This window comes from Actinomadura coerulea, assembly GCF_014208105.1.
GTDB lineage: Bacteria > Actinomycetota > Actinomycetes > Streptosporangiales > Streptosporangiaceae > Spirillospora > Spirillospora coerulea.
On sequence record NZ_JACHMQ010000001.1, the window covers coordinates 1,560,183 to 1,574,594 of the forward strand.

The 14,412-nt window shown below is 72.8% G+C and carries 8 protein-coding genes; 5 read left to right on the top strand and 3 right to left on the bottom strand.

The genetic code is table 11. The annotated features are described in order from the left end of the window. Positions 1-29 precede the first annotated feature (29 nt). The gene (locus BKA00_RS07250) at positions 30-3,416 is read left to right on the top strand and encodes a non-ribosomal peptide synthetase (RefSeq protein WP_185024186.1); all 3,387 of its coding nucleotides are present in this window, start codon (positions 30-32) and stop codon (positions 3,414-3,416) included. 6 nt (positions 3,417-3,422) lie between these two features. On the opposite strand, the gene entS is transcribed toward BKA00_RS07250, so the two are convergent. Beyond that, the gene (entS, locus tag BKA00_RS07255) at positions 3,423-4,670 is read right to left on the bottom strand and encodes an enterobactin transporter EntS (protein WP_185024187.1); all 1,248 of its coding nucleotides are present in this window, start codon (positions 4,668-4,670) and stop codon (positions 3,423-3,425) included. Positions 4,671-4,744: 74 nt separating this feature from the next. Here entS and panD point away from each other — a divergent pair, with 74 nt between their 5' ends. The 4 genes from panD to BKA00_RS07275 all read left to right on the top strand — a co-directional run bounded on the left by panD (position 4,745) and on the right by BKA00_RS07275 (position 11,146). Next, complete coding sequence (gene panD / locus BKA00_RS07260; RefSeq protein WP_185024188.1) at positions 4,745-5,146, top strand: aspartate 1-decarboxylase; 402 nt, start codon at positions 4,745-4,747, stop codon at positions 5,144-5,146. 2 nt (positions 5,147-5,148) lie between these two features. Continuing rightward, positions 5,149-6,717 (top strand): (2,3-dihydroxybenzoyl)adenylate synthase, encoded by a 1,569-nt coding sequence (locus tag BKA00_RS07265; RefSeq protein ID WP_185033820.1) that lies wholly within the window; start codon positions 5,149-5,151, stop codon positions 6,715-6,717. A gap of 105 nt (positions 6,718-6,822) precedes the next feature. Then, positions 6,823-10,377, top strand: a complete 3,555-nt coding sequence (locus tag BKA00_RS07270; protein WP_185024189.1) for a serine/threonine-protein kinase — start codon at positions 6,823-6,825, stop codon at positions 10,375-10,377. 124 nt (positions 10,378-10,501) lie between these two features. Then, positions 10,502-11,146, top strand: a complete 645-nt coding sequence (locus tag BKA00_RS07275; RefSeq protein ID WP_185024190.1) for a dihydrofolate reductase family protein — start codon at positions 10,502-10,504, stop codon at positions 11,144-11,146. Between the two features lie 57 nt (positions 11,147-11,203). Here BKA00_RS07275 and BKA00_RS07280 read toward each other — a convergent pair whose 3' ends face one another. Together BKA00_RS07280 and BKA00_RS07285 are read right to left on the bottom strand one after the other, a co-directional pair. Beyond that, positions 11,204-12,232 carry a hypothetical protein gene (locus BKA00_RS07280; RefSeq protein ID WP_185024191.1) on the bottom strand — a complete coding sequence of 343 codons (1,029 nt, stop codon included), beginning with the start codon at positions 12,230-12,232 and terminating at the stop codon, positions 11,204-11,206. A gap of 228 nt (positions 12,233-12,460) precedes the next feature. Next, a complete protein-coding gene (locus BKA00_RS07285; RefSeq protein ID WP_185024192.1) occupies positions 12,461-14,098 on the bottom strand; it encodes a TROVE domain-containing protein in 1,638 nt (545 codons plus the stop codon). Positions 14,099-14,412 lie beyond the last annotated feature (314 nt).

Here is a 14,412-nt window from a genome sequence, read left to right on the forward strand (position 1 = left end):
TTAGCCTTACCTAAGTTGAGAGGAGTTCCGTGCTGACCTGGGATGAGCTCCACGCCGCGCTGACCGAGGTGCTGGGCGAGCGCGCGGAGGCGGACGACAACCTCATCGAGCTGGGCATGGACTCGATCCGGCTCATGCAGCTCACCGGCCGGCTCCGGCGCAGGGGAATCGAGATCCGCTTCGCCGAGCTGGCCGAACGTCCGACGCTCGCCGGGTGGTGGGAGCTGCTCGCCGAGAAGGGCCAGGTGGAGGCTTCGGCCGGGCCCGCCCCGGAGACGGGCGCGGAGACGGGCCTGGAGAACGGCGAGGCCACCGCCGAACCGGACGGGCCCTTCGCGCTCGGGCTGATGCAGCACGCGTACTGGATCGGCCGCGACTCCGGCCAGGAGCTCGGCTTCGTCGCCGCCCACCTGTACGTCGAACTGGACGGGCGCGCGATCGACCCGTCCCGCTTCGAGTCGGCCGTGGGCGCGCTGGTGCGGCGGCATCCGATGCTGCGCGCGGCCGTCCGCGACGACGGGACGCAGCGGATCCTGCCCGAGCGTCCCGGTCCGCTCGTCACCGTCCACGACCTGCGCTCGTCGGACGACCCGGACGCCGAGCTGGAGCGCCTCCGGGACGAGATGTCGCGGCAGCGGCTCCCCATCGCAGACGGCCGCGTCTTCGACGCCCGGCTCAGCCTCCTCCCGGACGGAGCCGCGCGCCTCCACCTCGACGTCGACATGGTCGCCGCCGACGCGATGAGCTACCGCGTCATGCTGGCCGACCTCGCCGCGCTGTACGAGGGCGAGACCCTCGCGCCGATCCGCTACGGCTACGCCCGCTACCTCGCCGACGACCCCCGCGCGGGGGCCCGCGCCGAGGACCGCCGCTGGTGGGCCGAGCGGCTCGCCGACCTCCCAGGACCGCCCGAGCTGCCGGTCGTCCCGCGGCCGGGGAACCGCGTCGAGCGCAGGCACCACTGGCTGCCGCCGGACGGCAAGGACCGGCTCATCGCCCGCGCCCACGCCGAGGGCGTCACCCCTGCCATGGCGCTCGCGGCGGTGTTCGCCGAGGTGGTCGGAGCCTGGTCGGCGACGCCGCGGTTCCTGCTCAACCTGCCGCTGTTCCACCGCGAGCCCGTCCACCCCGACGTCGACAAGGTCGTCGGCGACTTCACCGGGTCCCTCATGCTGGAGGCCGACCTCACCGAGGACCTCCCGTTCGCCGAGCGCGCCCGCGCGCTCCAGGCGAACCTGCACACGGCCGGCGCGCACAGCGACTACTCGGGGCTCGAGGTGCTGCGGGACCTGTCGCGGCTGCGCGGGGAGCAGGTGCTCGCCCCGATCGTCTACACCAGCGCCCTCAACCTCGGCGAGCTGTTCGGCGACCGCGTCCGCGAGTTGTTCGGCGAGCCCGGATGGATCATCTCGCAGGGTCCGCAGGTGCTGCTGGACGCCCAGGTGACCGAGGTGTCCGGCGGCCTGCTGCTGAACTGGGACGTGCGCCTGCCCGCCTTCCCGGACGGCGTCGCGGAGGCGATGTTCGGCGCCTACACCGCCGCGATCGCCCGTCTCGGCGCGCCCGGCGCCGACTGGGACGCGCCCCTCGCCATCGCCGCCACACCCGCCCAGCTCCGCGTCAGGCACGGGCTGAACGCCACGCCCGCGCCGCCGCCGCGCACGCTGACCGAGGGCTTCTTCGCGCACGCCGCGCGCCGCCCCGGGGCCCCGGCCCTGCACTGGGGCGGCGACGGGACGATGACCTACGGCGAGCTCGCCGGCCGCGCCCTGCGGATCGCGTCGGCGCTGGCGGCCGGAGGCGTCCGCCCCGGCGACCGGGTCTCGATCGAACTTCCGAAGGGCCCCGGCCAGGCCGCCGCCGCGCTCGGGGTGCTGGCGGCCGGCGCCGCCTACGTCCCGATCGGCCCCGAGCAGCCGGAGGCGCGGCGCGCGAGGATCCGCGCGATCGCCGGCGTCGCCGCCTCGCTCACCCCGGACGGCGTCGCCGAGGCCGACCCGCTGCCCGGACCGGTCCCGGTGCGTCCCGACCAGGCCGCCTACGTGCTGTTCACGTCCGGTTCGACGGGCGAGCCGAAGGGCGTGGAGGTCTCGCACGGGGCGGCGATGAACACCATCGGCGACCTCGTCGAGCGGTTCGCGATCGGGGAGGACGACGTCACGTTCGCCGTGTCGGCGCTCGACTTCGACCTGTCGGTGTTCGACCTGTTCGCCGCCTGGCACGCGGGCGGCGCGGCCGTCGTCCCGGACGAGGACGAGCGGCGCGACGCCGCACGGTGGAGCGAGCTGGTGCGGCGCTGGTCGGTGACCGTGCTGAACTGCGTCCCGTCCGTCCTGGAGATGCTTCTGCGCGCGGGCCGGGCCGAGAGCCTGCGGCTCGTCCTGCTCGGCGGCGACTGGGTGGGGACGCACCTGCCCGGCCTGCTCCGCGAGCGCGCCCCGGGCTGCCGCTTCGCGGCGCTCGGCGGCACGACCGAGACGGCGATCCACTCGACGGTGCAGGAGGTCGCGGGCGACGTCCCGGCCGACTGGCACGCCGTCCCGTACGGGGTGCCGCTGCGCGGGGTCGCGTGCCGGGTGGTGGACGAGCGGGGCCGCGACCGCCCCGACTGGGCGACGGGAGAGCTGTGGATCGGCGGTGCCGGCGTCGCGGACGGCTACGTCGGCGACCCCTCCCGGACCGCCGACCGGTTCGTCGTCCGGGATGGCACGCGCTGGTACCGGACCGGCGACCTGGCCCGCTACCGCCCGGGCGGGACGATCGAGTTCCTGGGCCGCCGCGACCACCAGGTCAAGGTGCGCGGTTTCCGCATCGAGCTCGGCGAGGTCGAGGCCGCGCTGCGCGACCATCCCGCGGTGGAGCGCGCGGTCGCGCTCCTCGCCGACGGCCGGCTCGCCGCCGCCGTGGCGGCGCCCGCGGGGACCGACCGGGACGCCGTGCTCGCCCGCGTCCGCGACCTGCTGCCGCCGCACATGGTCCCGGAGCTGCTCGTGCGCGTGGACGAGCTGCCGCTCACCGCGAACGGCAAGGTCGACCGCAGGGCGCTCACGGCCCTCGCCGCCGCCGAGGCCGGCGAGGCGGCCGCCGACGACGCCGAGCCCGGAACGTCCCTGGAGAAGGTGCTGGCCCGGATCGTCGCCGAGGTGCTGGGGAGGGAGCGCGTCGGCGCGGACGCCGACTTCTTCGCCCTCGGCGGCGACTCCGTTCTCGCCACCACGGTGATCGCGCGGCTGCGCGAGGCGCTCGACACGGCGGCGCTGCCCGTCCGCGTCCTGTTCGCCGAACGGACGGTCGCGCGGATCTGCCGCCGCCTCACCGAGCTGGAGGAGACGCCGGGACGCCTGGAGGCCGTCGCCGCCATCCGGCTGGAGGTCGAGGCCCTGACGGAAGAGGAGCTGACGGCGCGCCTCGGGTGAGGCGGGTCAGCCGGGCTCGGGCTCCGGCCGCAGCGTCGCGGTCCGGAGCCCGGTGAGGGTGAGGGCCAGCGCCAGGGCGAGGACGGCGCTGACCGTCCCGTACAGGACGATCGCGGCGCCCGGGGCGAGGTACCGGCCGAGCGCGCCGGCGCCGAGCGAGCCGATGGCGCCGCCGCCCGTCTCCTGCGCCGACCACAGCGCGTTCACCCGTCCGAGGTGCGAGTCGGGCGTGTGGGACTGGATGAGCCCGTACCGCAGGATCTCCTCGATCGACTGGACGAACCCGTACACGAACAGGATCGCGACGGCGAGCGCGGGATGGCGGGCGAGACCGAGGCACGCGAGCGCCGCGAACCCGGAGACGGACGCGGCGAGCAGCGCCAGGCCCGGCGCCCGGGCCTGCCCGGCCCAGCCGCTGGTCAGGGAGGCCAGCACCGCGCCGCAGGCGGGCGCCGCGAACAGCAGCCCGACCGTGGTGGCGCCTCCGTCCAGGCTCCGGTTCGCGAACGCCGGCATCAGGACGGGGATGCCGCCCGCGACCATGAACAGCAGGCCGAGGAGCATCAGCGAACCGACGACCCGGTGCGAGGCGACGAAGCGGAACCCGTCCCAGACGGCCTTCAGCGGACCGGCGTCCGTCTCCTCCGTGGCGGCGGGCCTGAGCTGCGGCAACCCGGTCAGCAGCGCGAGCGTGCCGAGCGTCCCCGCGGCCGCGGCCGCGTAGTTCCAGCCGACGCCGAACGCCGACACCACGAGCCCGCCGAGCGCGGGGGAGGCCATCGACCCGAGCCGGACGGTCAGCGCGTTGAGCGCCCCCGCGGCGACGAGCTTGTCGGGTGCGACCAGCGCGGGCGTCGCGGCCAGCAGCGCGGTGATGCTGACGCCGGTCATCAGCCCGTCCCATGCCGCCAGCGCGTACAGGGCGGCCAGCGAGGGGGAGGGCAGGAACGCGTTGAGCGCCAGCAGGACGAACCCGATCCCGGCCGCCGCGCGCGCCCGCAGCATCAGGCGGCGCCGGTCGTGCCGGTCGGCCAGCACGCCGCCCCACAGGAACCCGGCGAGGAGCGCGAACCCCTCGGCGGCCGAGACCCCGCCCACGTGCACGGTGGAGCGGGTGAGGCCGTACACCTGCACCGGGAGGGCCACGGCCAGCATGCCGATCCCGAAGACCGAGACGGTGCGGGCGATGAACACGTTGCGGAACGGCCTGCTGTCGCGCAGCGGCCCGACGTCGATGACCAGTCGCCGGAGCATCCTCGGGGTTCTCCTCTGCCGATCGAGTAGCTAAGGTTAGCCTAGCCTTAGTTGATCGTGAGAAAAGGGGAGCCGTGCAGCGGACGCTGATGAACGGGAAGATCCACCGGGCGACCGTCACCCAGGCGGACCTGCACTACGTGGGCTCGCTGACGATCGACGCCGACCTGATGGCCGCGGCCGACATCGTGGAGGGCGAGCAGGTCCACCTCGTCGACATCGACAACGGCGCCCGGCTCGTCACCTACGCCATCACCGGCGAGGCGGGCAGCGGCGTCATCGGCGTCAACGGCGCGGCGGCCCGCCTCGTCCAGCCCGGCGACCTGGTGATCATCATCACCTACGCGGGCGTGGAGGACCCCTCCCGGCACGAGCCCCGCGTCGTCCACGTCGACGCCGCGAACCGCGTCGTCGCCCTCGGCTCCGACCCGTCCGAGCCGGTGCCCGGCGCCCCCGCCCAGCTCGCGGGGCGGTGACCGTGGACGGCCTCACCCCCTGGCCCGCCGACCTCGAAGCCCGCTACCAGGCCGAGGGCTACTGGACCGACCGCCTCCTCGGCGGCGTCCTGCGCGGCGACCCGTCCGACCTCGCCCTCGTCGCGGGCGGCGACCGCCTCACCTACGCCGACCTGGACGCCCGCGCCTCCCGCACCGCCGCCGGCCTGCTCGCCCTCGGCCTCCGCCGCGGCGACCGCGCGGTCGTCCAGCTCCCGAACACCACGGGCTTCGTCGTCGCGTTCCTCGCCCTCGTCCGCATCGGCGCCGCGCCCGTGCTGGCGCTGCCCGCGCACCGGGAGAGCGAGATCCGCTACCTCTGCGAGCTCTCCGAGGCCCGGGCCTACATCTGCGCCGACCGCGACGGCGACTTCGACTACCGCGAGCTGGCCCGGACACTCCCCGTAGAGCACGTGATCGTCGAAGGCGAGGCCGAGGAGTTCACCCCGTTGGCCTCCGTCGAGGCCGATCCGGTGGCGGCCCCCCGCCCCGATCCCTCCGACGTGGGCGTCTTCCTCCTGTCCGGCGGGACCACCGGCCTCCCGAAACTGATACCCCGGACGCAGCGCGACTACGTCTACAACCTGGAGGCCAGCGCCGGACTGTGCGGCTTCGACCGCGACACCGTCTACCTGGTCGTCCTCCCGGCCGCGCACAACTTCGCCCTGGCCTGCCCCGGGATCCTCGGCGTCTTCGCCACCGGCGGCACGGTCGTCCTCGCGCCCTCCGGTTCCCCGGACGAGGCGTTCCCCCTCATCGAACGCGAGCGCGCCACCGTCTGCGCGGTCGTCCCCCCGATCGCCCTCCTCTGGCTGGACGCGGTGACCTGGTCGGACGAGGACATCTCCTCCCTCGGGCTCCTCCAGGTCGGCGGTGCGAAACTCGCCGCCGAACGCGCCGCCGAGATCCCGGACGCCCTGGGCTGCCAGGTCCAGCAGGTCTTCGGCATGGCCGAGGGCCTCCTGAACTACACCCGCCTGGACGACCCGCGCGACCTGGTCGAACGCACCCAGGGCCGCCCCCTGTCCCCGGCCGACGAGATCCGTGTCGTGGACGAGGACGGCAAGCAGGTGGCTCCGGGCGACGTGGGCGAACTCCTCACCCGGGGCCCGTACACCCTGCGCGGCTACTACCGGGCCCCCGAGCACAACGCCCGCTCCTTCACCCCCGACGGCTTCTACCGCACGGGCGACCTGGTCAGGCGACTGCCCTCAGGCCACCTCATCGTCGAGGGCCGCGAGAAGGACCAGATCAACCGGGGCGGTGACAAGATCTCCGCCGAGGAGCTGGAGAACCACCTCCTGGCCCACCCGGCGGTCCACGACGCGGCCGTGGTCGGTGTCCCCGACGCGGTCATGGGCGAGCGCACCTGCGCCTTCCTGATCATCAGAAAGGGCGAGAAGACCCCCGGCCTGCGCGAGGTGAAGGACTTCCTCCGCGTGCGGGGCGTCGCCGCCTACAAGCACCCCGACCGGCTGGAGACGGCCGCCGCGTTCCCCCGGACCCCGGTCGGCAAGATCAGCAAGAAGGCGCTCGCCGCCCGCCTCCCCTGAGGCCGTCGCCGGCTCGTCGCCCGGTGTTCACCGTTTCACGCGAACACCGCCGGAGGAATCGGCATCCTAATAGACAATTATGTCTATTAGGTGGGGGAGACGTCTGTGGCACCCGATCCGCTGGGACCCGGTGATCCGACGAGGCTCGGCGACTACCTCCTCGCGGGGCGGCTCGGCGCCGGCGGCCAGGGGGTCGTGTACGAAGGGTACGGGCCGGACGGCGCGCGGGTCGCGGTCAAGGCCCTCCACGGCGACTACTCCGCCCTGCACCGCGACCTGTTCGCCCGCGAGGTCGAGGCGGTGCGGCGCGTCGCGCAGTTCTGCACGGCGCGCGTCCTCGCCGTCGACCTGGACGGTCCGCTCCCGTACGTGGTCAGCGAGTACGTCGCGGGTCCGAACCTCCAGCAGGCGGTCGACGCGGACGGCCCCCACAAGCCGGACGACCTCTACCGGCTGGCGGTCGGGATCGCGACCGCGCTGACCACCGTCCACCGGGCCGGCGTCGTCCACCGCGACCTGAAACCCGCGAACGTGCTGCTGGGCCCGGACGGCCCCCGCGTCATCGACTTCGGCATCGCCCGTACCGAGGACATGTCGCAGAGTGCGACCGGGATGAAGGGGACGCCCCGGTACATGGCGCCCGAGGTGTTCCGGGGGAAGACCCCCGGGCCCGCCGTGGACGTCTGGGCCTGGGGCGCCACGATCCTGTTCGCCGCGTCCGGCCGCACACCGTTCGACGGCGAGTCCCTGCCCAAGCTGATGCACGCCGTGCTGAACACCGAACCGGACACCTCGATGGTGCCCGAGCGGCTGAGGCCGATGGTCGAGGCCGCGCTGTCCAAGGACCCGGGGCGGCGTCCCGACGCGCCGGAACTGCTGCTCGACCTGCTCGGCGGGCCGCCCGACGCGGACCTCCTGGAGCAGGGGGAGCGGGAGGCCGGCGCCGTCCGGGCGCCCGAGGCCGCGTCCCCGCCGCTGGGCGAGCGCGCCGAAGCGGTGTTGCGGAGCCTCGATCCGGAGGCGCGGCAGGCCGTCCCGCAGATCCTGCTGCGGATGGTGGCGGCCGGAGACGACCTCGTCCGCCCGGCGGCGCGCGCCGAGTTCAGCGACGGCCGCACACCGGAGCCCGTGATCGACGCCGTCCTGTCGGCGTTCACGGGAGCGGGGCTGCTCGCCTGGGACGGGCGGCGCGCCATCCTCGCCTCACCGGCGCTGCTGCGCGCCTGGCCCCGGCTGCGCGACTGGGCCGCCGCGGAAAGTCCGGGCCTGGACGTCCACCAGGAACTCGCCGAAGGGGCGCGGCTGTGGGACGCGCACGGCCGCAGGACCGGCGACCTCCTCCAGGGGACCCGGCTCGAACGCGCGATGACCTGGGCCGTCGGCGGCGGCCGCGCGCTGCGGCCGAACACGCTGGAGCAGGCGTTCCTGGACGCCGGGCGCGCGTCCGTCCGCCGCCGCTCCACCCTGCGGACGGTGGTCTCCGGTGTGCTCGCCGTCCTGCTGCTGGCGACGCTCCTGGCGGGCGTGCTCGTCTACCAGCAGGGCCGCACGGTCGCGCGGCAGCGCGACGACGCGGAGGCGCGGCGCCTGGCGGCCGTGGCGACGGCCGTCCGCAAGAGCGATCCGAGGACCGCCCGCCGGCTGGCCATCGCCGCCGGTGCCCTCTCCGACACCAGGGAGACCAGGGAGGCGCTGGTCGCGCTGCGGTACCAGTGGGAGAGCGACGTCTTCATGCCGCCCGGCGTGAGCGCGACGACCCGGCGCCAGCCGTCGCCGGACGGCCGCGTCCTCGCCGTCGTGGACGGAGGAAAGGCCAGCGTCTGGAACATCGACACCCACGCGAGACTGCACGCCTTCGGCATCACCGGCGCCGGCACCATCGATCTCGTCGTCACCGACGACGCCCGCACCATGGTCACCTGGGCGGACGACGGGACGGCCCGCGTCTGGGACACCGCGTCCGGCAAGGAACGCGGCAGGCTCCCCATCGGCAAGGCCGGTCCCAACGCGACCGTCTTCGACGGGATCGACCTGAGCCCGTCCGGGCACCTCCTGCTCGCCGGCAACCGCGACGCCCGCACCGTCTGGGACCTGCGGACCCTCCGGCAGGTACCGCTGAGCTGGACGCGCCCCAAGGACGGCGTCGAGATCCTGGCGACCGACGCGGGCGACCAGCTCATCGCGGGCGTCACGCCCGAGGGAGCGGTGCACGTCGACCAGCTCGCGGCCAAGACGACGATCGCGCTGCCCCACCTCAACAAGGCGCTCAAGGGAAGATACGTCAGCGCGGCGAAGATGAGCCCGGACGGATCGCTGCTCGCCGTCGCGGCCACCCCGGCCACGGGCAGGAAGGCAGAGATCCTGCTCTGGAAGCTGGGCGCGGACGAGCAGTTCCTCAGGCTCGCGCCCGCGAACGCCTACTCCGCCCTCGCCTTCAGCCAGGACGGCCGCTTCCTTGCGCAGTCCAGGACCATGTGGCGGCTCAAGGACGGCGGCACCACCCAGTCCACCCCCGCCGAACCCGTGATCCGCTACGCGCCGAACGCGGACTGCGCCCTGGTCCGATTCGTGGAGAAGCGGGCCCTGCGCTGCATCGAACCGGCGACCGGCCAAGTGTCGTCCCTCGACATCAGCACCTTCCTGAGCACCCAGGTCATCCAGGGAAGCGGCCTGGTCCAGAACACGACCATCTCGGCGGACGCCTCGACCATGGCGTACCGCGGCGGAGGCTCGGTGCACTTCTGGGACGTCCGGCGCAAGCGCGCCGTCAACCGGGGCTTCGGCCTCTCGTCCGGCTACCTGTACTCCGGCAACGGCAACGATCTCGCCCTCAGCGCGGACGGCGGGCGCCTCGCCGTCTACAAGGACCCCCGCACGGTCACCATCACCGACGCCGAGAAGTTCACGAAGCTCGGCGACGTGACGCTGCCCCAACCCGCCGACAGGATCCAGGCCATGGCCATGTCACCGGACGGCCGCGGCCTGGCCCTCCTGGTGCGTCGTGGCACCGCTGCGGAACTCCAGTTCTGGGACGCGAAGACGTTCCGGCAGATCCGCGCGCTGCCATCGTCCGCCGGCACCTTCGTCAAACGCATCGTCTTCCGCCCGGACGGCAAGGCGCTGATAACGGACGGCAGGTCCGGTCTGATCGAGTACCCGTCCGGCCGGGTCCTCGCCAGAACCGACGACACCTTTCTCACCACCGTTCTCACCACGAGCCGGGACGGACGCACGATCGTGAGCGCCGAGGGAACCGAGGCGGATCAGAAAGTCCTCCTCACCGACGGCAGGACGCTCCGCTCGCGCGGCCTGATCCTGCGGGGCCACAAGAGCTACGTCAGGACCGCCGCCCTCTCTCCGGACGGCACCCTCCTCGCCACCGGCGACGCGCTGGGACAGATCCGCCTGTGGGAGGTCGAATCCGGCCGCCCCTACGCCCTGCCCCTGACCGGCCACCAGACCGAGATCGGCGCTCTGGCGTTCTCCCCGGACGGAAAGACCCTCACCAGCGCCGCCGAAGGCGGCACCATCCTCACCCACGACCTCGCCCCCGCCCTCACCAGGGCGGCCCTCTGCCAGAACACCGGCGGCGGCCTGACGGAGAAGGAGTGGAACCAGAACCTCCCCACCCTCGACTACCGCCCCACCTGCCCCCACTGAGCCCCGGATGACCAGGGCGCGTGCGGGTAGAGACGGCTGGGGACGCCCGGCGATGAGTCCGCCGGCGCCCGCAGGTCTACCTCCCGACCCGCACCACCACTCGGCCGATCTTCGGGAGCACTACATGGGCCTCATCCACATAGAGCTGTTCGCGACCCTGGACCTCGTCGGGCAGTCGCCCGGCGGGCCCGACGAGGACCCGGCGGGGTTCCCGTTCGGCGGCTGGCAGGCGCCCCTGCTGGACGAGGTCACCGGCGCGCAGGTGGGCGCCGCGTACGAGGGCACGGACGCCCTCCTGCTCGGCAGGCGGACCTACGACATCTTCGCCGCCTACTGGCCGCACCAGCAGGGCGGCGGGGACGACGAGATCGCCGCGATCTTCAACCGCGTCCCGAAGTACGTGGCCTCGCGCGGCAGGCCCGAACTCTCCTGGGCCGGGTCCACGCGGCTCGGCCGGGACCTGGCCGCCGCGGTGCGCGAGGTCCGTGACCGGCACGAGCACGTGAAGGTCGTCGGGAGCCTGAACCTCGTGCAGACGCTTCTGCGCGAGAAGCTCTTCGACCGCCTCGACCTGTGGGTGCACCCGATCGTGCTCGGCGTCGGCAAGAAGGTCTTCGACGGCGGCGAGGTCCCCACGAACCTCACACTCCTGGAACCACCGTCGGCCGCCCCGAACGGCACCGTCCACCTGCGCTACGGCTTGGCCGACGGCACCCCCGCGACGGGCGACATGACCGCCCCCGACCCCGGCGTCGCCCGCGGTGACTGACCGCCGTCCGCTTCGGAGACGATCGAACGGCGGGGAGGGGGCCTCCCCGCCGCCAGGTCACGCAGAGCCGGACTTCCGGTTCTGGATGCTCACCGTCCCGCAGGAGGCGATGAGGATCAGGCTGATCGCCGCCAACCCGAAGGGGCCGGGGGCCGTTAGCGCCACGAGCATTCCCACCGCGGTCCCGAGGAGGTTCCGCAGCGGTAGGAGCATCGCGTTCGTGGAGGCAAGGAGCCCCTGCTCATAGGCCTTCACCAGAACGACGCCGCTGAACAGCGCACCGATGATCCCGCCGGCCGCGCAGAGCAGCAGATACGGCCAACGGCCGGCGGTCATGCCGTCCCAACCACCTTCCAGGGTCCACGCGCCCACTGCGAGGATGCCGAAAGAGGGAATCCCGGAAAGGGTGTTCGCCTTTGCCTTGATCCCCTCATCGAGCACCTCCATTCGCTTCTGCAAGAAGGCGTACGTGGCCGCCGTGGCGGTCAGGACGCCGAAACCCGGGATCCAGCCGGGAATCCGCTGCCCCAGGACACGGAACCGCGGGATGGAGTCCGAGAAGAACCCTCCACCCCAGCCGCCGGTCGTGTCCCTCGCGAGGATCCAGGTTCCCAGCACGGCGAGAACCGGCCACAAGGCGGTCGAGTAGGTCTTCTCCCGGATGTCCCGGTAGACCACGCCACCGAGCGTGAAAGCCGCGCTGAACAAGAACGAGAGCGGTTGCACGACCTCCAGCCGAACCCATCGGAGAACGAACTGGAAGGTCATGCCGTTCGCTCCCAGAGCGGCGCCCAGCAGGATGGCCTGCTTCCAGATGGCCCAGCGACTCCACAACGACGGCCTGAAGAAATACCAGGAGACCATCGTCCCGGAAATGGACATCACAAGCGCCGCCGTCGTCGGTCCGACATGCTCGGTCACGCCGACGGCCACCAGCAGATAGCCGTTGACAGCGCCCACCGAATTGGCGAAGACCGCCATCCTGAGCACTTTTCCGTCCGCGCCGCGGAGATCGCTTCTCAGCGACCGCCCACGCGCGCGGAGCGCCGCGAGCGAGACTCGCAGGCGCCCTTTCTTGTTATTCACGAGATCCCCTTGGTCTGTGGGGCGCACCAAAGGATCTCGAGGTGTTCGCCCCGGTCCTCGGTTGCGCCCGCTATGCGGAGCAACTCAAGAGCCGGGACGGCTCTTCAGTTTGAAGGTTTCGCCATTATCCTACCAGAGAAGATTCAGGCCTATATCAAATGTCATATCGGGGGATCAAGGTCGCTGATCGCAGAATGCGAATGTTTCTGGCTCTGGATCAGGTCGGATTCAGCGGATGTAGCCGTTCACGACCATCGGCAGCGACGCGTCCAGGCCCGCCATGTTCAGCACGCCCTCGTCGCGGGGGTCGCCGACGGTGTGCCCGTTCGCGGCCATCGCCGCGAGCACGACCCGCACGTCGCCGTTCACCGCCTGGCGGTAGGCGGCGAGCGCCTGCGACGGGTGCCGGCGTCCAGCCCACGTCTCGTTGTCGGTGAGCACCACCGTCCCGTCCACCGCGAGCCCCTGCCGCTGCGCCCACTGGAACGGCAGCGACAGATCCGTGCCGCCGCCCGAGGGCCGCCACCGGGAGATCTCCCGCAGGTTCGTGCGCGCCGTCACCTGGGACGCGTGGACCTGGGTGTCGACGTCGATGACGTGGCAGTTGCCGCGCTCGATCCGCTTGAGGATGACCGCCATCGCGTTCGCGACCTCGTAGCAGGATCCGAGCGGCGCACCACCCGAGGTGACGTGGCGGAAACTCATGGACCCCGAGGAGTCGACCGCCACCAGCAGGCGCCGGCCGGACGGCTCCATGTGCCCGAACGACAGCTCGTACGCCTCCTCGAGCGCGTCGGCGATGGCCGGGACCGGCGACCAGTGCTGCGGGTCGGCGCGCGGGTGCGGCTGCGCGCGACCGGACCCGTACACGCGCAGGGCGAGGAACAGGTCCATCGGGTGGACCCGCGCCTTCGCGAGCGCGCCCGCGTCCGTGAGCCGCGCCGCGGCGCGCCGGGTCGCGTCACCCATCGGCGTCAGCGTCCCGATCCGGGTCATCCGGGACAGGTTCCGGAGCAGCGCGGTCATGCCGATCGTGTCGACGAGCTCGTCCCACACGCCCGGCTCGGTGAGTACCGCGTCCGGGAGGAACTCCCACGGCACGCCTCGATCTCGCACCACGCCGATCGCGTCGGCCGGGCCGGTGACGGCCCGCGCGGTGAGGAACGCGTCGACCGCGGGCACCTGCGCGCGGGCGGCATCATCGGAGACATTCCCGGCGATCCACCCGAAGAGGGCGCGCCGCGCGGGCGAGTCGGCCTTGGGGTGCGCGACGCGGAGCGCGTCCCGCAGCGCGAACGCCTCCCCGGCCGGGGTCCTGCGCTGCCGGGCCTTGCAGACCCGCCACGCGACCTGGTCGACGTCGCCGTTGAGGAACCATGACGCGAGCGCGGTCCGCATCGCCCGCCCGATCACCGGCGCGGTCCCCCTGGCGGTGGCCTTGCCGCCGAGGTTCTTCCAGTATCCGAAGAACGACGCGAGATGGTCCGTGGTCCGCGCGACCTGTGCCAGCGACGCCTTCACGGCCTGCCGCGTCTCGGCGTCGCCATGCGCCGCAGCGGCGGCCAGGACGAACAGCGCGGGACGGTTCTTCGGAGCGCGCGGCGGACGCGCCGTGGAGACGTCCGTCGCGAGCTTGACCGCCCGGACGCCGTCCGCGGCGACCGCCTCGAACACGACCTGTGCGTTGTCCGCGGTGAGCGTGTCTTCACCGACGTAGTAGGTGCCGCCGGTCGTGCCGAGGATAAGGAAGTCCTCCAGCCGGGCCCACAGGTCCTTGGCGAACCCGTAGCCGCCGGCGTTGTTGCGGACCTGCTCGGTCTCACGGCCGGGAATCGGTCGGCTCTGCGGCGTCCGAATGCTGGACACCGCGGCAAGAGGGTCACGGGCCATCGAGGGCCTCCAGGAATATCGACCCGCCGCTGGGGCGGATGTGAGGGGAGCGGCCGGCGCGCCCGGGGAAGGGCGGATGTGGTTGTGCCAACCGGGCTTTTTGTCCAATGCGCTACCTGGCTGCGCTACCACCCGACTATGTCGGCTGGGCAGGAATCGAACCTGCGACCTTTGGATCCGGATAACCGACGGGCTTCGACCCGCCCTTCCCCTGAGCGTCCAGCTCGACCCGTAGGGCCGGGTACTCGCACGGATGTGGAGACGACCACCGGGTCGCATCTATTCGAAAG